This is a genomic window from Brucella sp. TWI432 (assembly GCF_039674445.1).
Taxonomy (GTDB): Bacteria; Pseudomonadota; Alphaproteobacteria; order Rhizobiales; family Rhizobiaceae; genus Brucella; species Brucella chromiisoli.
In genome coordinates, this window is record NZ_JBDJNL010000014.1 from 22,133 (window position 1) to 46,586 (window position 24,454).

Here is a 24,454-nt window from a genome sequence, read left to right on the forward strand (position 1 = left end):
CGGTATCAATCTTCTTTCTCCAGCATTTCTTTAACAGCAGTTGCTAACTGTTTGAGAGAGAAAGGTTTTGGCAGGAAGCCGAACTTGGCGTCAGCTGGCAAATTACGCGCGAATGCGTCTTCCGCATAACCCGATACGAAGATGAATTTGATGTCGGGATGGGTCTTGCGCAATTCGCGCAGCAGCGTCGGTCCATCCATTTCAGGCATGACAACGTCAGAGACAACAATATCCACCTGCCCGTTGAGTTCTTCCAGAACCTCCAGCGCTTCGACGCCTGAGGCTGCTTCATGAACGGTGTAGCCGCGCGATTGCAGCGCACGCACGCCGCCCATGCGCACGGCGTCTTCGTCCTCGACAAGCAGAACAGTTGCCGAGCCGGAAAGGTCAGCGGCCTTTTCGACCTTCTTTTCCTTGATTGTGACAGGTGCATTGTCTGCACTTTTTTCTTCAATATGGCGTGGCAGGAAAATTTTAAAGGTCGTGCCCTTGCCGACTTCGGAATCACAATAGATGAAGCCGCCGGTTTGCTTGATAATGCCATAGACCATGGAGAGACCGAGGCCGGTGCCTTTGCCCACTTCCTTGGTGGTGAAAAACGGCTCGAAGATTTTTTCGAGCACATCAGCCGGAATTCCCGTACCGGTATCTTCGACTTCAAAGACAACATAGTCGGCTTCGGGCAGATCACGATAGTGGAGCTTGGCTGCCTCATGTGCTTTGACGTTGCGTGTGCGCAGCGTGATCTCGCCGCCCTCCGGCATTGCGTCACGGGCATTCACAGCGAGATTGACGGCGACCTGTTCAAACTGGCCAAGATCGGCCTTAACAGGCCAGACATCGCGTCCATGTTCGATCTTGAGGCTGATATCCTTACCCACCAGACGCGCCAACAGCATACGCAGATCGGCCAGAACATCGGTAAGATCAAGAACCTCTGGACGAAGCGTCTGACGGCGCGAGAATGCAAGCAACTGACGCACAAGCGAGGCGGCCCGATTGGCGTTCTGCTTGATGTTCATAATGTCAGGGAAGGACGGGTCGGAAGCGCGATAATTGCTCAGCAGCAGGTCCGATGACATGATGATCGCGGTCAGGACGTTGTTGAAGTCGTGCGCGATACCACCGGCAAGCTGGCCGACAGCCTGCATCTTCTGGCTTTGCGCCATCTGATTTTCGAGCGCCTTCTGCTCGGTGGTTTCTACCGCCGACACGATCGCTGCTTCTTCGCTTGTTTCGCCAAGATCAGTGACCGCGCTCAGATAAAAGCGAATGTGACGGTCTTCATTGCCCGGAAGAACGGTGTCGACTGGCGAAATACTGGCTTGGCCTGCAAAGGCCGCTGCCAGCGCCTTGTTGAACGTATCGCGATCACGTTCATGAACGACATTTTCGAGCTTGATGCGGTTATCCACCGCATCGCGATCCACGACCGGCGCGAAAATATCAAGGAAGCGCGCATTGGTACGCAGTGTATGGCCTTGCGCATCCACGGCTGCGATGGCCATTGGGGCGGAATTGAAGAAGCGCGTGAAGCGGACTTCTGCCGAGCGCAGTGCTGCGGAGGAATCATCACCCTCTGCACGATCCAGCACGATTGTGCGGCTGGTGCCGCGTGTGCCATCGCGTGCAGCCTGAACGCGATGATAAAAGCGCACAGCGAGGCTCTGACCATTGCGCTTGATCAGATCGAGATCGATCACAGTGTTACGGCTGGTGCCGGGTTCTGCTTTGACGGCTTTGATAAGCGCCATACCGCTGCCAGCGACAATATCATTGAGCGTGAGAGAACCGGGGGTGAATTGCGTGAGGTCTACGCCAAGCCATTCGGCAAGGGTTGCATTGAGATAGATGATACGGCCCGAAGGATCAGCCGAAAAAAATCCGGCAGGCGCATGATCAAGGTGGTTGATTGCTTCCTGCAACTCCTGAAAGAATCGCTCCTGTTCGGCGCGTTCGTCCGAAATATCCGCAATCTGCCAGGCGACAAGCGTTCCCTTGAAGTCCTGTCCGCCGTCAACGGGACGTGCCTTAATACGATACCAGACAGGAGCATCCGCTCCTTGAGCGTCCCGTGAAAGGCCACCGGAAATACGCACTTCCTCCTGCCCCGAAAGCCCGTCACGCACGGCATTTGTCAGCCGGTAAATAGCATCTGAAGCAGCAGGTTCGGTGGTCAGAATATTATCGAGCGAGCGAACACCATCAGCGGATGCAACGCCGGTCATTCTGGCATAGGCATTGTTTGCATAGACAATCTGCCCGCGTGCATCTGAAATGACGGTGCCTTCCGGCTGTGTATCCATGAAAACATGCGCCAGATCCTGCCCACCATGCCGCTGGCTGAACTGGATCAGCCCCGTGGCCGCACCAAAAAGATAGAAAACGCCAATCATGGACAATATGCCCATTAAAACGATTGCGAAACCATCGCCAAGCTGATCGCGAAACAGGAAATAGACAAGGGCTGCCATGGTCAGCACGACGCCGATGATCAGCAGCCTCAAGGCTGAACTGGAGCCACGCTTCGGCATGACGAGCGGTTTCGGATAATTATTGTCCGTATGTCGCGACATCAGGCCCACTGCCCTTTCATGCTGTTTGGCTGAACTGCATGGACGACGTATCGTCCATTCGCTGTTTCTTCCAGCTCAAGCGCTATCTTATTCATCAAGCAAAACCAATCACGTTCCCTGCATCGTTTTCCAGCTTTATATCTTGTGCCAGATTTTGACGCATATTGCAGGGTATATACGATTCGCAGAATGCGTTAATTGCCTGACAGCACAAGCATGGCTCGTATAAAACAGCACGAAGAGCAGCGTTTTGCACTGTTTTGGCTGGGGATCATATGTTTCTCATGAATTCATAGAACATTCCCATGCAAGGCAAATTGAATTAGTGTTCTACAGGACATGTGTTGTCGCGGTGATTTGAAGCGCGGGGAATTTGTGGTTTCCGTCAACCGGACATTATTGGTTTTAGTATGAGAGGGTTACCCGCATGAAGGAATGGCTCAGCGGTCTTGTTGGCGAAAGCACGGCAAATATTGTCGGCTTCATCCTTATTTTTGCGATCATTCTAGGCGGAATTTTCGTTGTTCTGAGTATTATCCGTCGCTTTAGCGGCGGAGGATTTGCCTCTAATGCACGAACCGGGCGCCAGCCAAGATTGTCGGTGATGGATGCTGCAGCGGTGGATAGCCGCCGTAAGCTGGTTCTGATCCGTCGTGACGATGTTGAGCATCTTCTGCTTATCGGTGGCCCCACCGACGTTGTTGTTGAGCAAAATATCGTCATGGAATCACGTGCCAATTCGCGCTCGCAAGCAACCCGTATTGAAGCGGAACATATCGAACGTTTCCGACAGCATGAGGCAAGTCTCACTTCAGAGGCGGGAGAGCGTCCGGGTATTTCGCAGCAGGTGCCGCAGCCTGTGGAGAAAAACGAAGCCATTCAGCTTAATTCTCCGATTGAAACACCGTTACCGCGCAAGCCAGAAATCGTGCGCGAGACGGTTGTGCAGCAGGCAACATTTGAAGCGCAGCAGTTTCGGGCGCCGCCTGTGCCACCTGTTATGCCGGTTGCGCCTCAGGCACCCAAGGTAGCCGAAGCACCAGCGGTTCAGGCGCGCCCTCAGCCGCCACGACCTGCCCCGAATTACCCGCCACAGCCGCGCACGGTTCTGCCCGAAGCGCGCCCGGCAGAACAGCTACAGTCTCCGCGTCTGCATCCTGCCTATCCGCTTAGCCAGGTATCGCGTGGGGTTCTCAGCTCGACATCTGGTCTTGGTGCCGGTGCGGCAGCAGCTGCAACTGTCGCGGCTTCTTCCGACCTTGGCGGCGTAACGCCGGAGCGTGAGCCAACGGGCGTAAAATCGCCTGTTCCTGAAATCAGCAATATCCAGCAGAGCCCGGCTGCCAATACGCCATCTGCGACCAAAACAGAGCCGGCTATGGTTTCGGCACATTCCGAGCCGGATCTTACTGACGATGATCTGGGCGATATTGGCGGCGCGTTGCATGATGCCATCATGGCTGACCTTGAAACGGAAACTCAGGCACGTTCTGCTGCTGATGAACCGTCAATGCTTGAAGTTGATTTTTTTGAAGAAGAGCTGCTCGGTTCGCTTGATATTTCTCCGAACGAGAATGAGGCAAATGCACGCCCGGATGATGCGATTGAGGATGAAATGGAAAAGCTTCTCGGTGAGCTTACCAGAAACGAAACACGCAATTTCTGATCAGACTGCCTTTGGCAATATCAGGGTATCATTCCGATGGGCTGATACCCTTTTTTGTGCATCATAAAAACACAAAGAAAAAAGGCTGCGAACCCGCAGCCTTTGAATTTGTATAGCCGACTGGATGAAGATCAATCGTCGCGATAGACCTTTTCGCGGCGCTCGTGGCGCTCTTGCGCTTCAATAGAAAGCGTTGCGATTGGTCGTGCATCAAGTCGTTTCAAACTGATCGGATCGCCGGTTTCTTCACAAAAACCATAGGTCCCCTCTTCAATACGGCCAATGGCTGCATCAATTTTGGAAATCAGTTTGCGCTGCCTGTCACGAGCGCGAAGCTCAATTGCCCGATCCGTTTCGGAGGATGCCCTATCCGCCAGGTCCGGGTGGTTTGCATTTTCCTGCTGTAGCGCATCGAGAGTTTCGCGCGCTTCGCGAAGAATATCATTCCTCCATGCAACAAGCTTTGCACGAAAGTAAGACTTCTGCCGTTCATTCATGAACGGTTCGTCTTCAGTGGGCCTATAGTCAAGGTCGATTAATTCACTCATTCTGAATCACCCCACATCTAGGAGACGCGAGCGGTTATATAAGTCCATCGCAACGACGACACAACATTAAACACGCGCGCTTCACGACTTTTTAATCCATCAAAATTGTATGATTTTGATGAAAAAATACGCAATTTATATTAAGTGTATAGTTTGTTAGTTTTTGTTTTTATAAATGCCTTCAAAATATTGTCTAGGCTGCTACTCACGAAACATAATTACGAATGAAGAACAACCAATCATCCAGTTTATGCCCAATAAAAGAGCAAAACTACCTGTGAATATTTCCCGAAGCTTTAAAAAAATCATCAAAAACGAGAGCGATTGCGAGAAAGTTTGCAGAAATTGTGGCATTAATTCCCTTTAGCGCCTTTCAAATTGCAGCCGGGAGCCCCTCATGAGTCGTCTTTTTCTTCTCCGCCATGCGAAGGCTATATGGGCTAAGCCATCAATGAGTGATTTTGACAGGCCGCTGGATAATGAGGGGAATTCCTCTCTGGATAGACTGGCTGAAGCCATGCTGTCATCCGGGGTTCTTCCTGAAAAAATTTTGCTTTCGGCTTCATGCCGCACACGTGAAACCGCGTTCGGTCTTATCAAGCGACTTGGCATTAACGTCGAAACAGTCATTGACGAGACCATGTATAGCGGGGGGCCAAACGACTATATGCAGGCCATTCGCGCCAATGCCGGTTCAGGGCAGTTGATGCTGGTGGGACACAATCCAAGCATTGAAGATTTGGCACTTGCGCTCTGCGGCGATGGTGAAGCTGCGAGCATGTCCCGACTTGGTGCCGGATTTCCAACGTCTGCCCTTGCCATCATGCGGTTTGATGGGCCGCTGTCAGAAATTGCGCGGGGCAAAGGTTTTCTCGAAAGCTTTCCGCTGCCCGGTGCATAAGCGGAGTTGAAGCATTTAACGGCGGCCTTGTTGATATGCCGCACGGGTTCCTATGTATGAGTGTGACAGAACGGTTTTCTTGCGAGGCAACAATTGGCAAAACTGACCAGTTTCAGCGATGAGGCACGGATCGCACTTGATACATTGACGGATCGCGCAACCGGGCTGATGTCTCCTTCGCTGAGACTTGGCGTTACCGGTCTTTCACGCGCGGGCAAAACGGTCTTCATAACGGCCCTTGTGCACAATATGGTGCATGGCGGTCGCCTGCCGATGTTTGAAGCTTATAAATCCGGGCGGATCTCCCGTTCCATGCTGGAACCGCAGCCCGATGATGCGGTCCCGCGCTTTCAATATGAAGAGCATCTTTCGGCGCTGCTTGATGAAGGCATCTGGCCGGATTCGACGCGCGCCATATCGCAGCTTCGGCTGACCATTGAATATGAGAGCGCATCGGCATGGGGCCGCTGGCTTTCACCGGGACGGCTGTCCGTCGATATTGTTGATTATCCCGGTGAATGGCTGCTTGATCTGCCTTTGCTGGGTAAAAACTATCGTGAGTTCAGCGCAGATTCTTTTGCACTCGCCAATGAGCCAACTCATAAAGATCTGGCGCAGGACTGGCTGAGAGAGGCTCAGATGGTCATCGCATCAGACAGTGCAGACGAACTGACCGCACAGAGGCTGGCAAAGAGTTTCACGGCTTATTTAAGGGCCGGTAAGGCCGATGAACGCGCCTTGTCTACATTGCCGCCGGGGCGTTTTCTTATGCCGGGCGACCTTGAGGGGTCGCCTGCGCTTACTTTCGCTCCCTTGCCCGATTTAAAAGCAGATGATTTCAAGACGGGCAGTCTGGGTGCGATGATGGAGCGCCGTTACGAGGCTTACAAAACACATGTGGTCAAACCCTTTTTTCGCGAACATATCGCGCGACTTGATCGACAGATTATCCTCATCGACGCCATGCAGGCCATGAATGCCGGTGGTGCTGTGGTAGCCGACCTCGAACGCGCGCTCACTGATATTCTTTCGTGCTTTCGTCCGGGACGCGCCAGCCTGCTGACAGGGCTTATTCAACGTCGTATCGGGCGTATTCTGGTCGCAGCAACAAAAGCCGATCATCTGCATCATGAAAGTCATGACCGGTTGCAGGCGATTGTTCGCAGGCTTGTGGAGCGCGCCATTGAGCGTGCCGATTTTTCCGGTGCCGATATCGAAGTGCTGGCTATGGCCGCCGTCCGTGCCACCCGCGAAGCCACTGTAAAAGAAGGCAAGGATACGCTGCCTGTGATCATTGGAACGCCGCTTAAAGGCGAGCGTATTGATGGTGAAACATTCGATGGAAAAACAGAAACTGCTATATTTCCCGGTGATTTACCAAAAAATCCTAATGTAATATTCGAGCCGTTGCTTTCGAGCGCAGAGTCAGCCATCCGCTTTGTCCGCTTCCGCCCTCCGCGTCTTGAACGCACTGCGGAAGGCATCACGCTTTCCTTGCCGCATATCCGGCTTGATCGCGCACTCCAGTTTCTTATCGGAGATCGTTTGGCATGAGTGAGCAGCCTCCGCGCAAACCGACATCGTTTACCGTCAAAAAACCCGTTGAGACGGTTTCGGCTCTGGACATGGAACAAGATGCGCCGCGCCGCCCACGCGCCGTCACGGATCTGGAAAAGGTTGTCCCTGAGGTGGATATCTTTGCGCTCAGTGAGGATGAAGCGGCAGAACTTGAAATTCTTGATCCGTCCTTTGAAGCGCCGCCGCAGCGTCGTTGGTCGTTGAGCAGGATATTGTTTGGTGCCTTGGGTATTCTGGTTTCGTTTGCCATCGGTATTTGGATCGAGGATCTCATTCAGGCGCTGTTTGCGCGATCCGACTGGCTTGGCTGGACGGCTCTGGCTGTTGCCGTGGTTGCACTTGTGGCCTTCCTCGCCATTATCGTGCGGGAGTTGCTGGCTTTGCGAAGGCTCGCATCGGTTCAGCATCTGCGCAAGGACGCAGCCGATGCTGCCGAACGTGATGATATGGCCGCAGCGCGCAAAGCTGTGGATGAATTGCGTGCAATTGCAGCCGGTTTGCCTGAAACCGCGCGCGGACGGCAGATGCTGGATGGGCTGAGCGACGAAATAATTGATGGCCGCAATCTCATCCAGCTTGCCGAAACAGAAATTCTGCGCCCCCTTGATCGCGAAGCGCGTGCCTTGATCCTCAATGCGTCTAAGCGCGTTTCTATCGTGACAGCCATCAGCCCGCGGGCGCTGGTTGATATTGGTTATGTGATTTTTGAATCGGCACGTCTCATCCGCAGACTGTCACAGCTTTATGGTGGACGTCCCGGAACACTGGGCTTTTTGAAGCTTGCGCGGCGCGTTGTGGCGCATCTGGCTGTCACCGGAACAATCGCTATGGGGGATAGTGTCATTCAGCAGCTTATCGGCCATGGGTTGGCGTCACGGCTTTCGGCAAAGCTCGGTGAAGGCGTGGTCAATGGCTTGATGACCGCCCGCATCGGGATTGCGGCCATGGACGTTGTGCGCCCCTTTCCATTCAATGCTGAGAAAAGACCCGGTATTGGCGACTTTATCGGCGATATTGCGCGCATAAATAGTGATAAGGATCCAAAGCCAAAAAATCGTGGCTAGGCACAACATATAATGATGCAAATCCGTTGACTTTGCGAACGGCAACAACGAAGCATTAACCATTCGCGACGATTATAAGGTCAGAATATTGGGGGCTCGAATCTGCGATTCCTGCCCCTTCGAAACACGCTGCGTATTTGTGTTGGCGTGTATTGAAATAATCTATTGGAATGCGCCCTTAATGGTAGAAATTCCGGGACAGAGCTGAATATGAAAAATTACATCGTTGCATGCCTCACGCTACTGCCCGCATCGTTCTTTGCTGCGCCTGCATCGGCTGCAGACAAGGATGAACAGTTTTTCCAGACAATCGAAGGCCAATGGTCGGGTCCGGGTGAGATCGTTGCCGGAAAATACAAAGGCACGAAGTTCGTCTGTACGCTGGCAGGCACCACGCCCGATGATACGGTTGGCATGACGCTGGATGGTTCCTGCCGGGTTGGTGTTTTCTCGCAGCCGATGAAGGCAACGGTTACACGCACTGGCTCCAGCTATTCCGGTAAGTTCAATGACGGAGCAGAAGGCAAAGGTCTCAATGTGACTTCCGGTTCGGTCAGCGGCAACAAGGTTGTGCTTGGTCTTAACCGCAAGGAACTTAATGGTGCCATGCTCGCACGCGTTGCCGATAAAAACACTATGAATGTCACGGTGTCTGTTCGCGTCGAAAAAGAACTGGTTCCGGTGATCGGCATGAGCCTCAAGCGCGTTGACAACATGGCTGTCGGCAGCATCGCCAAGAATTAAGACTGGTATTGCTCAAGCCACCAGCCCGCATCCGTGCGGGCTTTTTCTATTTCAGCGCTCTTACAGGCCGCTTCCCATTGGCAAACGCTTTTACCGGCGATTTCCAGTTCCGGAGCAATATCATTAAGCGGCACGAGCACAAAAGCGCGCTCCTGAATGCGCGGATGCGGCAGTTCAAGGGCGGTCTCATTCATGATGATCGCCTCGCCCGCTTTGTTTTGCATTGCGAGAATATCAATGTCGATGATGCGCGGCCCCCAGCGCTCCAGTCGCACACGCTTGAGTGAACGTTCGACATCAAGACATATTTGGATAAGCTTGAGGGGCTCAAGCGCGGTCACTATTTCCGCGCAGGCATTGTGAAACCACGCCTGATCAGTTTTGCCCCATGGCGGTGTGCGATAGACATTCGACACGGCGACGACCTTTGTGTCTTCACGGCCATCAAGCAATTTCAATGCTTTGGCCATAGACGCAACAGGGTCGTCAATATTGCCGCCAAGGCCCAGCCAGGCGCGATAAGGCATGTCTTCGTCGATCAACGCGGATATACCACCGTGACTTCGACATGATCGAGTATGCCCGGAACCGGTGCATTGGGCTTGCGAATGGTAATTTCCGCACGTTTAATCTGCGGAAAACGCTCTTTGAGTGCCTTTCCGACATCAAGCGCAAGTGTTTCGATCAAATAACGCTGACGCCCGGTGATAATATCCTTAATGACGGCAAAGGCGATCCCATAGTGAACCGTGCCTTCAATATCGTCATTTTCCAGGGAATCACCGGGATCGACATCAAGGATCGCATCGACATAAAATCGCTGGCCGAGCTTATGTTCCTCGTCAAAGACGCCGTGGTGCGCAAAGAATGCGCAATTCATGATACGGATTGTGTACACGGCCTGATTTCCTATTTTGAACTTGCTTTGCTTTGCAGGATAGCATCAGCGACTGCAAGAGCATCCCTATTAAAAGCGACATTATGGACGCGGAAAATACTGGCTCCGGCGAGACGCGTCGCCACGGATGTTGCCGCGGTTCCCACATCACGCTTCAAAGGGTCGGCCTGCTCGGTGATTGCACCAATAAAGCGTTTGCGCGATGTGCCGACAAGCAGAGGATAGCCAAAACGCTGCAACGCTTCCATGTGTGCCATCAGTGCAATGTCGTCGTCCTTATCCTTGCCAAAGCCAAAACCAGGATCGAGCACAATGCGCGAGGTTTCAATACCTGCCCTGCCCGCGATTTCCAATGATCTGCCAAGAAATTCAAATTGGTCGGCTATCACATCGGGATTGGTGTCCCTGTCGCGGCTGCTATGCATGATGACCAGCCCGGCGCTGGTTTCCCGTGCCACTTCGGCTAATTGAGGCTCTTTTTGTAACCCCCATACGTCATTGACGATGTGCGCGCCCGCTTCGATCGCACGTTTGGCGGTTGAAGCGCGATAAGTATCAATAGAAATGATGCAGCCGAAGCGCTCGGTCAGCGCACGAATAACCGGAACAACGCGTGCCGCTTCGGTCTCAGCATCCACCGCTTCAGCGCCCGGACGGGTCGACTCGCCACCCACGTCAATAATGGTCGCGCCATCATCGAGCATCTTTTCAGCAACCGCCAAAGCCTTATCGACATCGTTATATTGGCCGCCATCTGAGAATGAATCCGGCGTGACATTTAAAATGCCCATGATGACAGATTTTGTCCCCAATTGGAGGTTACGACCATGGGCAAGTTGCCATTCTTTCATCATTTACGAATATTCCAATTGTCTTTTTTGTCGGAAACAATGCAGCCAGAAAACAAGTACAATGTTTTATGGTGGTTGTTATAGTTCTCTTGACGATTGCATGCCATGTTGCTCATCGTTGAATTTGCAAATTTCTTTCTGGTTATATGAAGAGGTGCCGGAACATGTCTTTTAAAAAACGGGTTCTGGCGATTACAGTGGCGCTGGCTGTCGTTGCACCACAGGCTCAAGCGGCCTCCATTTTCCGAACGTTCAGTTATTATAATGTCAACGGAAAGACTGCGGAAGATCTCGACAAGGCATTGTCGCGCAGCGGCCCGTTTCTGAAAAAGACCGGACAGCATCATCCCGGCGCAGCCGAGATTCGCTTTGACGCCAAAGTGCGTTATGGTCGCGCGACCGGTGATCGCGCCTGCAAGGTTCAGGACGTTTATGTCAATGTTCATGCGAAGGTCATGCTGCCGCGCTGGAAACAGCGCCGGAAAGCATCGCCCGAACTCGCACTGATCTGGGATACCCTTTATCAGGATATTCGCCGCCACGAAGAAAGCCACATCGTGATCGCCCGCAGTCATGCGAGCGAGATGGAACGTGAGATACGTGCGCTTCGCAGCCGTAAAGATTGTTCGACATTGCGCGCTGACATCGACAAAGTGACCGAGCAGTTGATGATAGCCCATGATAAGGCGCAAGAGCAATTTGATCGCGTTGAAACGATCAATTTCGAGCGCCGTTTTGAGCGGCTTCTGACTTACAAACTTGAAAAAATGAGCCAGTAAGCCAAAACGGCTCTATCTGTTTGTTTTAACACGCATCTTGTTCTGAAAACCGCTTCACCCTTTTCGGGATGCGCTTTAGTTCTGGCGTTCAGGCACGGTGACGACGAGGCCATCTATCTCGTCGCGCACGCGGATCTGGCAGGAAAGCCGCGAGTTCGGCTGGGGTTCGTAAGCGAAATCCAGCATATCCTCTTCCATCGCATCCGGGCCGCCAACCGTGTCAGTCCAGTCTTCATCAATATAAACATGGCAGGTTGCACAGGCGCAGGCACCGCCACATTCCGCATCAATACCCGGAACACCGTTGCGGATTGCAGCTTCCATCACGCTTGATCCATTGTCAGCGTCAACTTCTATGCGGGATGCGCCATCAGCGGATACGAAGATAATCTTTGTCATTTTAAGGTCCTGAACACGCCAAGAGGGCGCGATTGAAAGCTGTTTAACAACCCCTGTGAGCTGCAACAAGCTTCTTTGATATGTTGCAGAGGCAAATACGGTCTTATGCCAGGAGTTTCAACCACGGGAACCAGCTTGGCAGAGAACTGCGCCAATATGCCGTTCTAGCTGGTCGGCAGGATTGATGATCACAAGACAAAGCGTAGGAGCATGAATCAAACTGTGGGTGGCGGAAAACTACCAGTTCACCTTCCGCGCGTAATTTTGTTAACCTTTTACACAGGATGCGTTATAGTCATTTCGCACATTGTTTTGATTTCCACAGAATGATCACCCATCTAAAAACGCCGGAACTCCGGGATTTTTTACAGGCTCACTCATTTTTGTTAACCTTGTATTTAAAGTTTTAGACATCTGGCCCGGGTGCCTATTTCCTTAACAAGCCTGAGTCAGTACGATAAAAAATGGCGGAGTAAGTTTTGTAACGGCTCTGAGTTGTTCCGGCCGTCGCAGTAATTGAGTACGAGGTAGGCAAGGCTATGGCTTCAAAATCCAAGGCGCAAAAGCTCGACCATGAGGTTGAACAGGCACTTGAACAGGCACTCGACATTGATTTCGGTGACGATTTCGACATCGACATGGATATGAGTGCGTTTGACGAAGATTTCTCAGTCGATGACCTCGAAGAGCAGATTTCGCGCGCGACCGAAGAACTGGTCGCAGAGCAGAACACGAAAGTGGTTCAAGCCGCGCAGGTCTCTTCCGTTGATATTACGACAGAGGGAACAGCGAAGGCAGAGACGATCGCAACCGTTTCTGTGATTGCAAGCCCGGCTGCCCCCCCAATGCCGCCGGTTGTTCCGATCGCTTCGGTCGCCAACACAACAGCTTCTTCCGCCTTACCAGAAGCAGCCAACGTTGCGCCAAAGCCTGCCAATAAATCCAAGCCTATCGCTCAGGACGCCGCAGCGAAGCCTGCAACCTCTTCGGCCTCTCCTGCGCCATCTGTTGTCGCCGCCACGCCTGCCGCAGCCCTGACGCCAGCCAACGACGATTCACGCAATGGCCGTGCCATCGCGACAGCGCCGCGCCGCGCAACCGAACGCTCATCCAGGCTTTACTGGACCACAACAGCCATGAGTGTCCTTTGGGCCGCTGGCGGTGTTGCAATCAGCAAAGCAATCAGCCCGGACGTTTTCTCAAGCCTCCAGGCAACGACGAATTTCTTCACATCCCCATCCGGCATTGGCGTCGCCGCAGGCGTGGCGCTGCCTATCGCTATGTTCTGGGGCTTTGCCCATATTGTTCGTCGTGCACAGGAAATGCATGTTGCAGCACGCAGCATGTCGGAAGCAGCGCTGAAACTGTTGCAGCCTGAAGCAGCAGCGGGTGATCGCGTTTCCACGCTGAGCCAGGCCGTTCGCCGCGAAGTTGCTGCAATGAACGAAGGTATCGAACGTACGCTGGCGCGTGCTGTCGAACTTGAGACCCTTGTTCAATCAGAGGTCAATCAGCTTGAACGTGCGTACAGCGACAACGAAGTCCGTATTCGTTCGCTTGTCAGCGATCTTGGCAATGAACGCGAAGCCGTGGTCAGCCATGCTGAACGCGTTCGCTCTTCCATTACGGGTGCGCATGAGCAGCTGAAGGAAGAATTGTCGAGCGCAGCCAATATCATACGCGATAATGTTGCCTCCGCATCTGAACAGCTCAGTGCGCTGTTGGGCGATTCCGGCGAGCGTCTGATCGGCAGCATCAATGAAAGTGGCGGTGCCATTGCTGATGCTATTGAAAAGCGTACCGGCGATATTGCGAGCCGCATCACCAGTTCCGGTGAATCTTTCTCGAAAGAGCTTGATACCCGCATCACAACGCTTGACCAGCAGTCGCGCGAGATTTCGGAACGTGTAAGCTCGGCATTGGACGAACGCACGGCGGGCATTGCGACACTGCTCGGTGGTGCAACCCAGTCAATGGTCAGCGAGTTCGATACACGTCTCGCGCAGCTTGATACGACACTCAATGAACGTGGTCGCTCGCTTCTGACCGAGTTTGAAACACGTGCGCATGCGCTTGACAGTAGCACGGAAAAGCTCAACGCGGCCCTTGAAACCCGTTCACGCCAGATCAATGAAAATCTCATTGCCCGTACCCGTGAAATTGCCGAAACCTTCTCAGGTGGGCGCAATGCAATGATTGGTATGATCGATGAAACTAAGACGAAGATCAGCGATGAACTGAATTCGATCAGCGAGAGCGTTGGCAATGTTCTCAACGAAAAGGCTTCAGCCTTTGCAGGCAAGCTTGCGGAAAGCCGCGACGTACTGGCTTCTTCGCTTGAAGGCGAAACTGAGCGTGTTTCGACTGTCATTCGTGGTCATGCCGATACGTTGACTGCTCGCACGAGCGACATTGAAAACGCCATCAACAGCAGCGCATCTGCGCTCAATTCAGCCGCAGAGCACCATGCTGCGATCCTTGCTGACAGAACAAATGTTCTTCAGGAAGAAATGGCAAACAATGCTTCGCGTCTTGATGCAGCATTTTCTGATCATGCCCGTTCGCTTGACGAGCGTGCAGCCTCGCTCAACAGTGTGATCGCCGGCAATCAGGCCATGCTTGCTCAGTTGTTGGATGAACGCACAAGCGTGTTGCGCGATAACTTCAATGAAAATCGCGAAGTTCTGGCACGCACGTTCGATGAGCGCGTCACCGCTTTGCAGGCGCTTATTGCAGACAATCAGCAGCAGCTGGCGCGTGTCTTTGATGAGCGTTCGCAAGCCATCAGCGAAACCATCGGCGCAAGCCGTGATGCTTTCGAGGCGACATTTACCGATCATGTTCAGCGTGTAGAAGAACGTACGAGCGGTCTTCGCTCGGTTCTCAACGATCACAACAGCACCCTTGCCCATATTCTTGATGGACATGAACAGACCATTGAAGGTCGTGCTGCTGCCATCCGCGAAACGCTCACTGAAACCACTGCATCTCTGAGCCAGACGCTTCAGGACCATGGCGAAATTCTCTCGCAACGCACGACCAATTTGCATCATGCGATTGAAAACAGCAGCCATGCGATCGGCCGTGCATTTGAAGGTCAGACTGGCATTATCGAAGAGCGCACGCAGACCATGGAAAAGGCGCTCACGATGGGCGTTGACAATGTTCGCCGTGCACTTGAACACAGTGCAGGCGTCGTTGCTGGTTCGCTGCGCGAGAAGATCACGGAAGCTGCCAGCATTCTGTCCGCAGAAGCAGCGAAGGCTGGTGAATCGCTCGACGGTTTTGGTCAGAATTTCAGCGCTGATCTGACGACCAATCTTGCTGCGACTGAGGAACGCCTCGGTGAGCGAGCCAATGCAATTGCATCGCGTCTGGCCCAGATTGAAAGCAGCATTGCTGATACGGCGAGCAAGACAAGCGAAACACTTGCCGGTCATAGCGAAGCATTTGCAGCAAGTGTTGCCGATAATCTGGCAGGCACAGAAGCCCGTCTAAGTGAGCGTGCAAGCGCTATTGCCGGTGGACTTGAAGCCATTGAAAGCCGCCTCACCGGCGAACTTTCGGCGATTGAAGCGCGTATTGCTGACACGGCGACCCGGACCAGTGAAACATTGGCCGGTCACAGCGAAGCATTCTCATCAAGCGTTACTGAAAACCTGTCCGGCACAGAAGCGCGCCTCACCGAACGTGCTGATGCCATTGCCACGCGCCTTGGTGACATTGGCTCGCGGATCACAACGGAACTGGGTTCCGTTGAAGCACGTATCGCTCAGGTAACAGACACAACGGCTGTTACGCTTGAAGAACGCACACGTGAACTCAATGCAGTTCTGGCAGCGCGCTCGCAGGAAATCACACAGATTCTCAGCGACACTGCCGAGCCTCTTGTGCAGCGTCTGGCGGATAGCGGTCGCGGATTGGCAGAACAGCTTGAACAAGCGACCCATGCAGCCACTGATCGTCTGCGTGCTGAGAACGCAGCGCTCGTCAATGCACTGGCCAGCCGTACGGCAGAAACCATTGCAGCCGTGCAGCAGGCAAAGACGGGACTGTCAGACAATGTAAGCGAGCTGATTGATCGCCTCGCCGCTTCAAATAGCGAACTTGGCAAGCTGATCGAATCTGCTGCGCGCAACCTGACAAGCATTGACGGCCGCCTTGTTGAAACGACAAGCAGCTTCGTTGAAAATGCAAACCGCGCAGCACAGATGTTCCAGGCCTCAACGGGTCTCATCGACAACAATATTGGCACGCTGCGCGCGCTTTCCGATGGTACACTGTCGCAGATTGCTGATATTGCCGAGCGCTTTGAAGAGCATGGCAAGGTTCTCTCAACTGCTTCGGATATGATCAGCTCGGCACAGAATGGTCTTGCCGGTACGCTTGAAGATCGCCATCTCGCGCTTGACAAGCTTGCTTCGGGCCTTGTTGAGAAGTCGGAAGGCATTGAGAATCTGATGCAGTCGTTTGAAACGATCGTGGCATCGGCCTTCCAGCGCGCAGAGGGCCAGACCCGTTCTTCGGCTGAGAAGATGCGTGAAAGCATTGCTGAGATCGTCGAACAGGCATCGCAGAAGTTCTCCGCTGCGACCGACGATATCCGCCGCACGGCAACAGAAATTCGCACAGAGCTCGACACAACCCGTGGTGAACTCAAGCGCGGCGTTCTGGATATGCCTGCGGAAGCCAAGGAAACGACGAGCGCAATGCGCAAAGCCGTTGGCGAGCAGATCAATGCTCTCAAGGAACTTGCTGAAATCGTCAACAAGTCGGGACGTTTGGTTGATGTTGGTGAAAGCCGCGCAGATCGCCCTGTTTCGCGTCCGGTTCAGACACAGAGGCCAGCTCCGGTTCAGGCTCCTATCATGGCAGTGCAGCCACAGGCCGACGTCGCTGTTCGCACCCGTCCGGTAGAAGCCCCTAAACCCGCACAGCCAGCTGTATCCTCTGATAAGCCACGCGGTTGGGTTTCTGACCTTCTTGCCCGTGCATCGCGCGAGGATGAGGTGGCCGCCCCATCGCAGGCACAGCCTACACAGGCTCCTCGCTCGCCAAGCCATGTGGTTGAATCGCTCAACTCGCTTTCGGTCGATATTGCCCGCGCAATCGATCATGAAGCATCCGTTGAGCTATGGGACCGCTATCGCCGCGGTGAACGGAATGTCTTTACCCGTCGTCTCTATACGCTCAAGGGACAGCAGACCTTTGACGACATCAAGCGTAAATATCAGACGGATGGTGAGTTCCGTCGCGCTGTAGATCGTTACATGGACGACTTCCAGCGTCTGCTTGAAGACGTTGCGCGCAATGACCGCGATAACATGGTGACGCAGACTTACCTGACGTCAGATACCGGTAAAGTTTACACGATGCTGGCCCATGCAAGCGGTCGCCTGCGGTAAGAAAAGCCAATAAAGTAATGAAAACGCGGCTCATGGGCCGCGTTTTTTTATTTCCAGTTTTTTTAGAAAAGCTTGGGGTTCGGGTGTTGCCCGGTGCTGGTTTAAACTGACGGTTCTGTATGAACTTCAGAAGTGACGGGCGAGAAAAAAGGCAGCTTGTGAAAACAAGCTGCCTTTTATGTTTTAACGCTTAGAGTGAAGAAATTGTCCAGCCAACAATTTCGCTGGCGACACGTTCAAAAGCACTATCCAGCGCTTTGACATATTCGTTGTTGGACGTGCCATAGACTGGTGTTGTGGCACGGAAAACGCGTGTGGCACGGACTTCACCATTCTTGTCATTCATAAGCTTGACGGCGATTTCCACCACTGCGGCTCTCTGAGCACCATAGGCCTGAATACTGAATACGCGAAGATCGCTCAGGATCTGATAGTTGATGGCCAAACCGTCACCGGGGCGCCCAACACCGCCAAATACGCCGGTATTTTCATAGGCCTGCACAAGACGCGACTGAACGATGTTTGGCAGCCTGTCGCCCCATTGCGCGCCTTTGAGATATTCAATGGCACCGGGCGCAGTGTTGACGACGATGTTCTGGCTATCAAGCGCTTTCAAAGCGCTTGGTGGGGGCACCAGAATTTGAAGGTTCTTGCGGTTCGCCGATGCGGACTGCGATTGCTGCGGTGCGGAAAGGCTGAATGTGTCGAGCGGTGTTGTCGTCCCGCAACCTGCCAGCAAGGTTGCAAGCAGAAGAGGCATAATGAAACGACGATGGGAATTTACCACCACAGAACCTGTATTGGACATTAATGACGCGTCCTTCCGTTATACTGCGGTACGCTGCCGGGGCCACCAAAGAACAATCGCTGCGGATTGCGCTCAATATCGGATACAGCCTGTTCTACACGTTGTACAGCGCGACGGCTATCACCAATCAGCGCCTGAATATCGGTCAAGCCCTGACCGGAGAAGCGTTCAAGATTGCTGGCAATGGGTGAAATGCGCTTGTCCAGATTGCTGGAAAGCTGGCGAATGGATTCAAGCGTTGCCTTGGCTTGCGCCACAACACCGTCCTTATCGTCACTGGAGAGCAAATGGTCCGCCTTCGCAATCACATCTTCGATGCGCGATGAAGCAGCATTCAAGCGCCCCATCATTTCTTTGGCATCGGAAACGATCTGGTTGATGTTGTCCGCGTTGGAGCCCAGCTCATCAATCACATCGGCATTCTTTGCCAGTGCATCTGTGAAGGTCTTGGTGTTTTTGATCGTGTCAGTCAGCGGCCCGCGCGCTTCTGTGACAAAGCCTTCAAGCTCGCCCAGCACGCTGTTTGCGCGCGCAAAAATATCCTGCGCGGTCGCCAGAAGATTGTTCACGGCAGATGGATCGGCATCAATGCGTGCAACCGTATCTTCTTTTGCAGCTTCGGTAAGAAGGTTTGGCTCGTCAAGCCGCCCACCCTTAAGCTCAATATAGGCCTGACCTGTCAGACCCTGAAAGCCTAGTGTCGCTTCAGTTGAACGGGTAATCGGTGTTGTTGCATTCACACGCGTTTTAACGATCACCATACCCGGATTTGTTTCGTCGAGGTGAAGATAGCGGACGTCCCCGACTTTGATACCGTTAAACAGAACCTGACTGCCGATCCCCAGACCCGTTACCGATCCGGGTATGCGTACATCAAGCTCTACGGAGTCTCTGGCTTCGCCATAGCGCGCGATCCAGTACACGAAACCGAAAGCCAGCAGGCTGACGATCAGCGTGAAAACTCCTACCAGTACATAATTGGCCTTCGTTTCCATATCTTATCCAGTCTGCAAGCGGCTGCCGCTGCCGGGCCGTCTTCTGCTTGGCGCAGAGGTGTCGATCTGACGTGCGCGCTTTCCTCGAAAATAGGATTTAACCCATGGATCGTCTACAGCCAGCATGTCTTCAATGGAACCGCTAACCGAAACTTTTTTGTTACCCAGAACGGCAATGCGATCACAAATCGCAAACAGACTGTCAAGATCGTGCGTCACCATATAAACGGTAAGCCCCATTGTATCGCGCAGATTGGCGATCAGTTCGTCAAAGTCTGCCGCTCCAATCGGATCAAGACCAGATGTCGGCTCGTCAAGGAATACAATGTCCGGGTCAAGCGCCAGAGCACGTGCCAATGCCGCACGCTTGATCATGCCGCCGGAAAGTTCAGATGGAAATTTATCAGCCGCATCAGGACTTAGGCCCACCAGATCGATTTTGAGACGCGCCAGTTCATCCATAAGCTTGGGCGGAAGATCAAGATATTCGCGCATCGGAACCTGAATGTTCTCAAGCACACTGAGTGCTGAAAATAAGGCGCCATGCTGAAACAACACGCCCATGCGCATATCAATTGCCATTTTCTCGGCTTCTGTGATCTTGTCGATATTGCGTCCCAATATCTCGATCTCACCCGACTGCTTTTTGTTCAGTCCAAGAATGGTCCGCATCAGCACAGATTTACCAGAACCTGACGGCCCGATGAAGCCAAGGACTTCGCCCTTATAAATATTGAGCGATAAGCTATCGAGTACAGGAGCGCGGCCACCGAAGCCAACGGTAACATCCCGCACCGAAATGATCGGCACAGGCGCTTCGCTGCTTTGTGTATCCTGCATTGGCTGCTGGTTATCGATGATAGTCTCCATATTTACTCTTTACCTGAGCGTGCGCTTCGACAGAACAGTATGAAACAAAGCTATATAAGTTCTGTCTGGAACTGTGTCCGAAAGGCCCCACAATTCCTTATATAGAGGGATATTGAAGACTTAGAAGTCGATTGCAGCGTAGAATATCGCAAACAAACCATCGACAACGATGACGATGAAAATTGATTTAACCACAGAGGCAGTTACGCGACTGCCCAGTGATTCTGCGCTGCCGCCGACTTTCATGCCTTCAACAGAAGCGAGTATACCGATAATCATCGCCATAAACGGTGCTTTAATAAGACCTGCAAAATAGGTGTTGAGTGCAACGGCATCATGCAAGCGGCTGATAAATGCTTCCGGCGAGATGTTGGAGTAGAAATAAGTAACCGCTGCAGCGCCTACCAAAGCTGAAAGATCTGCAATGATTGTCAGAAGCGGCAGAATCACCACAAGCGCGACAAGTCGCGGAAAGACAAGAACACCGACTGGATTAAGCCCGATAACGGTGAGCGCATCTGTTTCTTCCCGCATTTTCATCGAGCCGATTTCAGCCGTGATCGCACTGCCGGATCGTCCGGCGATCATGATGGCAGTCAGAAGCACGCCGAGTTCACGCAGAACCAGAATGCCGACCAGATCAACCACGAAAATTTCAGCGCCAAAATAGCGAAGCTGGAAGGCGCCCTGCTGTGCAATGATGGCACCAACAATTGTTGACATAAGGACAATAATCGGGATCGCGCCCACGCCCATCCGGTCAATCTGCTTGACGATTGCCGGAAACGGAATACCACTGCCGCGCCCGGCTTTCAGCTGCGCACCGCGAATTGTTGCACCAAGAATGTGCATTGCCATCAGGAAATCCTGAAACATCGAGGTGACGCCACGCCCGATGGAATCCAGCATTTTGATAAAGAAGAAAGGCTTCTTGGTCTGTGGCACGTCCAGCGTGCGTTCGACGGATTTGCCGACCTCTTCCACAAGCGGCAGCCATGCTGGCTTAACGCCTTGGAGTTCAACATCGATCTTTTGAGACAACAGACGGTGGCGCAGGCGTTCGATCAGCCAGGCACCAGCCGTATCAAGACTTTCCACACCCGCAACGTTGATGATCGCTGCCTGCGAGCCGCCAATTTTTTCGAGCTCGCGCATTTTTTTGTCGACAACGCCAACGTTCTGAGAAATCCAATGTCCGCTCAGGTTTATGAGACGTAAGTTATCCTGCTCGGCCAAATCAATCTTTGGCGCGACATTGGCGGCAGCACTTGCTTTGTCGTCGGTGTCGGTCAACATGGCCTAACCCTTATACGAGTCGTTGCGCGACCGAAATACTGCGTACTGGAAGCCATAGCCATGCACAAAAACTTGAAAATCATTCATGAACGCTATCCTATTGCCGGGAAATTCACAATCTCCCGCGGCTCCAAGACGGAGGCTTCGGTCATCGTGTGCGAGATAAGCCATGAAGGAAAGCGTGGGCGTGGCGAATGTGTGCCCTATGCACGCTATGGCGAATCGATTGAGAGTGTGAGCGAACAGATTGAGGTCGTGCGTGATGCCCTTGAAAAGGGTGCAACGCGTCAGGAAATACAGACAATTATGGCTGCCGGTGCCGCGCGCAATGCGGTTGATTGCGCGCTCTGGGATCTGGAAGCAAAAATATCTGGCAAACGTGTTGCAGACTTGCTTGGAACACCAACCCGCCCGCTTGAAACTGCGATTACGGTGTCGCTCGGTACGCCTGCTGAAATGGCTGAATCGACGGCTAAGGTTGCCCATTATCCGCTGATCAAGGTCAAGATGGGGGGCGATAATGACATTGAGCGTATTTTGGCTGTTGCAAAGGCTGCTCCCAACAGCCGCATTATCATCGATGCCAATGAAGGCTGGACTGATGACAACATTATAGAAAACATGGCCGCTGCCGCAAAGGCCGGTGTGGTTCTGATCGAACAGCCCCTGCCCGCTGGCAAGGACGAAATTCTCAGCCGAATTGAACGTCCGGTCATCATTTGTGCCGATGAAAGCGTGCATACGTCGATTGGTCTTGAAGACCTCGCAAAGCGTTATGATGCAGTCAATATCAAGCTCGACAAAGCCGGCGGTCTGACCGAAGGGCTGATCATGCGCGAAAAGGCAACTGCGCTTGGATTGCAGATCATGGTTGGCTGTATGGTCGGCACATCGCTGGGTATGGCTCCGGCCGTGTTGCTCGCACAGAAAGCCAATGTCGTTGATCTCGATGGTCCACTGCTCTTGGCGCAGGATCGCATTCCCGGCCTTCATTATGATGGTGCTCTTGTTTATCCGCCGGAAGCGGCCGTCTGGGGTTGATTATGGGCGTCCTGTGCTGCCTGCGTGAGGCGCGTTGCTGATGAGAGCACGTTCTCGAAAATATCCGCGCAGGCCTCCCATGTGAAGGGTTTGAGGACTTCAGCAGGGTTAAAGGCAGGCATTTCAAGGGCAGCAAGACAAGCAGTCTGCAAATCTTCCGAAAGAACGCCTGCGCCTGTGGCACCCACAACATCGGATGATCCGGGAACAGGATAGGCCGCTACAGGAAGGCCTGATGAAATAGCTTCCAGCAGAACAAGGCCGAATGTATCGGTTCTACTTGGAAAAACGAAAACATCCGCTGATGCATAGACTTGCGCCAGCTCTTTGCCCTCTTTTTTTCCGATAAATACCGTATCCGGGAAACGCGACCTGAAGTCATTGAGCGCAGGGCCATCGCCGACAATCAGTTTTGTGCCGGGCAGATCAAGCTCAAGAAATGCTGGCAGGTTTTTTTCTGTCGCAACGCGTCCAACACAGATGAAAACTGGCTTTGGAAGGTCTCTTGCCACATCATCACGCGGATGAAACAGCGTGCGGTCAACACCGCGCGTCCATAATTCCAATCCCGTAAAGCCGCGCTCCCGCAAGTCATCCAGAATGGATTGGGTCGGAACAAGTGTATGCGATGCAAGATTATGGAAGCGGCGTAAAAATGCATAAGTCCATTTTGGTGGTATGGGAAAGCGGTCCTGAAGATATTCCGGAAAGCGCGTATGGAAACTTGTCGTGAAGCTCCAGCCCATCTTAAGACATGCCCTGCGTGCCATAAAACCAAGTGGACCTTCGGTTGCGATATGCACATAATCGGGCTGCATCTTAAGCAATCGCCGCCGGACGGCAGCCGGTGTTGTCATGGCCAGACGAATTTCTGGATAAGTCGGACACGGAACAGAGCGATAATCCAGCGGCGAAACAACAATCACCTCGTAGCCACGCGCTGTCATCAGTTCACAGCATTTTGTCAGCGTTCTCACCACGCCATTCACTTGCGGATGCCACGCGTCTGTCACGATGACGAGTTTCTTCATCTGTTGCTATTCACCGCTTTTCGAGTTTGTTTTGGAAGCCTGATTATCTTGCTGCTTTCCCGATCAGCCGGGATCGATGGGCGTTGAGCGAGACATTGCGTCCATTCAAGCAATTCCATGCGACCATCGAAATGCTCGACAACCGCTGTGCAGCTTTCGACCCAGTCCCCGGTATTGATATATTCAACACCATTCATATTTCCGATGGTTGCGTGATGAATATGACCGCAGATCACACCATCCACGCCGATGCGTTTTGCTTCATCGGAAACCACGTCTTCAAATTTTCCAATGAAATTGACAGCCTTCTTCACGCGAAATTTGGCCCATGCGGAAAATGACCAATAACGCAATCCGAACGTCGCGCGTATACGGCTCATAACCGTGTTGATCCAGATCGCTGTGTCATAGGCCCAGTCACCCAGATAGGCGATAAAGCGCGCATTGCGCACAACCACGTCGAACTGGTCGCCGTGGATGACCAGAAACTTGCGGCCATCCGCAGCTTCGTGAATGGCGCGGTTCATCACCTCGATGCCGCCAAAATGTGTGCCCTGAAAATTTCGCAGAAATTCGTCGTGATTGCCGGCGATATAAATGATTGTCGCGCCTTTGCGGCTTTTGCGTAGCAGTTTCTGCACAACATCATTATGCTCCTGCGGCCAGTGCCAGTTGCGACGCAGGCGCCAGCCATCGACAATATCGCCAACCAGATAGATCGTTTCCGCCTCGTGATAGCGCAGAAAATCAAGCAAAAGCTCAGCTTGAGCTGCTTTGGAACCAAGATGCACATCTGAAATGAACAGGGTGCGATATTTTTTTGGATCGATCTGTTCTTCGCTCATTTGGTTGTCCTTCCGACTGGCAACCCGAATTTGAATGAAGAAAACCCGATTCATGTCACAAACATATGACGGCATTTTTGAGTGAGGATTTGTTGGACATTTCCGCGCGTCAACCAGAATCCGGTTGATTGCCACATCGGCTTAGTGGCATGTCTACGG

Annotated in this window: 19 protein-coding genes and 2 pseudogenes; 9 read left to right on the forward strand and 12 right to left on the reverse strand. The window is 52.8% G+C overall.

Annotation, left to right across the window (positions count from 1 at the left end; genetic code table 11):
• Nucleotides 1-5 precede the first annotated feature (5 nt).
• Nucleotides 6-2,576, reverse strand: coding sequence for a cell cycle histidine kinase CckA (cckA, locus tag ABE527_RS16490; RefSeq protein WP_265984698.1), 2,571 nt, complete (start codon nt 2,574-2,576; stop codon nt 6-8).
• A 427-nt stretch (nt 2,577-3,003) separates the two neighbouring features.
• Between cckA and ABE527_RS16495 the strand changes: the two genes are divergently transcribed.
• Nucleotides 3,004-4,242, forward strand: coding sequence for a flagellar biosynthetic protein FliO (locus ABE527_RS16495; RefSeq protein WP_499697595.1), 1,239 nt, complete (start codon nt 3,004-3,006; stop codon nt 4,240-4,242).
• 131 nt (nt 4,243-4,373) lie between these two features.
• Here the strand turns inward: ABE527_RS16495 and dksA are convergent, their stop codons facing one another.
• Nucleotides 4,374-4,790, reverse strand: a complete 417-nt coding sequence (gene dksA, locus ABE527_RS16500; RefSeq protein WP_094507171.1) for an RNA polymerase-binding protein DksA — start codon at nt 4,788-4,790, stop codon at nt 4,374-4,376.
• Nucleotides 4,791-5,187: 397 nt separating this feature from the next.
• Here dksA and ABE527_RS16505 point away from each other — a divergent pair, with 397 nt between their 5' ends.
• From ABE527_RS16505 to ABE527_RS16520, 4 genes are all read left to right on the forward strand, one after another.
• Nucleotides 5,188-5,691: a SixA phosphatase family protein gene (locus ABE527_RS16505; RefSeq protein ID WP_265984700.1), complete on the forward strand. Its 504-nt coding sequence runs from the start codon at nt 5,188-5,190 to the stop codon at nt 5,689-5,691.
• A gap of 93 nt (nt 5,692-5,784) precedes the next feature.
• Nucleotides 5,785-7,245 carry a YcjX family GTP-binding protein gene (locus ABE527_RS16510; protein WP_499697596.1) on the forward strand — a complete coding sequence of 487 codons (1,461 nt, stop codon included), beginning with the start codon at nt 5,785-5,787 and terminating at the stop codon, nt 7,243-7,245.
• Nucleotides 7,242-8,333, forward strand: coding sequence for a YcjF family protein (locus ABE527_RS16515; RefSeq protein WP_499697597.1), 1,092 nt, complete (start codon nt 7,242-7,244; stop codon nt 8,331-8,333). The genes ABE527_RS16510 and ABE527_RS16515 overlap by 4 nt, the downstream gene beginning before the upstream one ends.
• 210 nt (nt 8,334-8,543) lie before the next feature.
• Nucleotides 8,544-9,077, forward strand: coding sequence for a hypothetical protein (locus tag ABE527_RS16520; RefSeq protein ID WP_265984703.1), 534 nt, complete (start codon nt 8,544-8,546; stop codon nt 9,075-9,077).
• Here the strand turns inward: ABE527_RS16520 and folK are convergent.
• Genes folK through folP form a run of 3 tightly spaced genes read right to left on the reverse strand, consistent with a single transcriptional unit; the run spans nt 9,074 to nt 10,829 of the window.
• A complete protein-coding gene (folK, locus tag ABE527_RS16525; RefSeq protein ID WP_499697613.1) occupies nt 9,074-9,604 on the reverse strand; it encodes a 2-amino-4-hydroxy-6-hydroxymethyldihydropteridine diphosphokinase in 531 nt (176 codons plus the stop codon). The genes ABE527_RS16520 and folK overlap by 4 nt on opposite strands.
• Nucleotides 9,605-9,615: 11 nt before the next feature.
• Nucleotides 9,616-9,975, reverse strand: a complete 360-nt coding sequence (folB, locus tag ABE527_RS16530) for a dihydroneopterin aldolase (protein WP_396996588.1) — start codon at nt 9,973-9,975, stop codon at nt 9,616-9,618.
• Between the two features lie 11 nt (nt 9,976-9,986).
• Nucleotides 9,987-10,829, reverse strand: coding sequence for a dihydropteroate synthase (gene folP, locus ABE527_RS16535; RefSeq protein ID WP_499697598.1), 843 nt, complete (start codon nt 10,827-10,829; stop codon nt 9,987-9,989).
• 161 nt (nt 10,830-10,990) lie between these two features.
• Here folP and ABE527_RS16540 point away from each other — a divergent pair, with 161 nt between their 5' ends.
• Complete coding sequence (locus ABE527_RS16540; protein WP_499697599.1) at nt 10,991-11,605, forward strand: DUF922 domain-containing Zn-dependent protease; 615 nt, start codon at nt 10,991-10,993, stop codon at nt 11,603-11,605.
• A 75-nt stretch (nt 11,606-11,680) separates the two neighbouring features.
• On the opposite strand, the gene ABE527_RS16545 is transcribed toward ABE527_RS16540, so the two are convergent.
• On the reverse strand, nt 11,681-12,004 hold the full coding sequence (locus tag ABE527_RS16545; protein WP_265984707.1) for a 2Fe-2S iron-sulfur cluster-binding protein: 324 nt from the start codon (nt 12,002-12,004) through the stop codon (nt 11,681-11,683).
• Nucleotides 12,005-12,543: 539 nt separating this feature from the next.
• On the opposite strand from ABE527_RS16545, the pseudogene ABE527_RS16550 reads away from it, so the two are divergent.
• Nucleotides 12,544-12,742, forward strand: a pseudogene (locus tag ABE527_RS16550) (hypothetical protein); the annotation flags it as partial.
• A 296-nt stretch (nt 12,743-13,038) separates the two neighbouring features.
• A pseudogene (locus tag ABE527_RS16555) lies at nt 13,039-17,409 on the forward strand (apolipoprotein A-IV repeat region-like domain-containing protein); the annotation flags it as partial.
• Between the two features lie 190 nt (nt 17,410-17,599).
• Here the strand turns inward: ABE527_RS16555 and ABE527_RS16560 are convergent.
• The 4 genes from ABE527_RS16560 to ABE527_RS16575 form a co-directional block, all read right to left on the reverse strand.
• A complete protein-coding gene (locus tag ABE527_RS16560) occupies nt 17,600-18,217 on the reverse strand; it encodes an ABC-type transport auxiliary lipoprotein family protein (RefSeq protein WP_265984709.1) in 618 nt (205 codons plus the stop codon).
• Nucleotides 18,217-19,212, reverse strand: coding sequence for an MlaD family protein (locus ABE527_RS16565; protein WP_265984710.1), 996 nt, complete (start codon nt 19,210-19,212; stop codon nt 18,217-18,219). Before ABE527_RS16565 ends, ABE527_RS16560 begins: the two co-directional genes overlap by 1 nt.
• Before the next feature lie 3 nt (nt 19,213-19,215).
• Nucleotides 19,216-20,082, reverse strand: a complete 867-nt coding sequence (locus tag ABE527_RS16570) for an ABC transporter ATP-binding protein (RefSeq protein WP_265984711.1) — start codon at nt 20,080-20,082, stop codon at nt 19,216-19,218.
• A 120-nt stretch (nt 20,083-20,202) separates the two neighbouring features.
• Nucleotides 20,203-21,378 (reverse strand): ABC transporter permease, encoded by a 1,176-nt coding sequence (locus tag ABE527_RS16575; RefSeq protein WP_396996593.1) that lies wholly within the window; start codon nt 21,376-21,378, stop codon nt 20,203-20,205.
• A gap of 60 nt (nt 21,379-21,438) precedes the next feature.
• Between ABE527_RS16575 and dgcA the strand changes: the two genes are divergently transcribed.
• A complete protein-coding gene (dgcA, locus tag ABE527_RS16580; RefSeq protein ID WP_499697600.1) occupies nt 21,439-22,419 on the forward strand; it encodes an N-acetyl-D-Glu racemase DgcA in 981 nt (326 codons plus the stop codon).
• Here dgcA and ABE527_RS16585 read toward each other — a convergent pair.
• Nucleotides 22,389-23,450 (reverse strand): glycosyltransferase family 4 protein, encoded by a 1,062-nt coding sequence (locus ABE527_RS16585; RefSeq protein WP_499694115.1) that lies wholly within the window; start codon nt 23,448-23,450, stop codon nt 22,389-22,391. The two genes, dgcA and ABE527_RS16585, sit on opposite strands and share 31 nt — an antisense overlap.
• The gene (locus ABE527_RS16590; protein WP_499694116.1) at nt 23,447-24,295 is read right to left on the reverse strand and encodes a UDP-2,3-diacylglucosamine diphosphatase; all 849 of its coding nucleotides are present in this window, start codon (nt 24,293-24,295) and stop codon (nt 23,447-23,449) included. The genes ABE527_RS16585 and ABE527_RS16590 overlap by 4 nt, the downstream gene beginning before the upstream one ends.
• Nucleotides 24,296-24,454 lie beyond the last annotated feature (159 nt).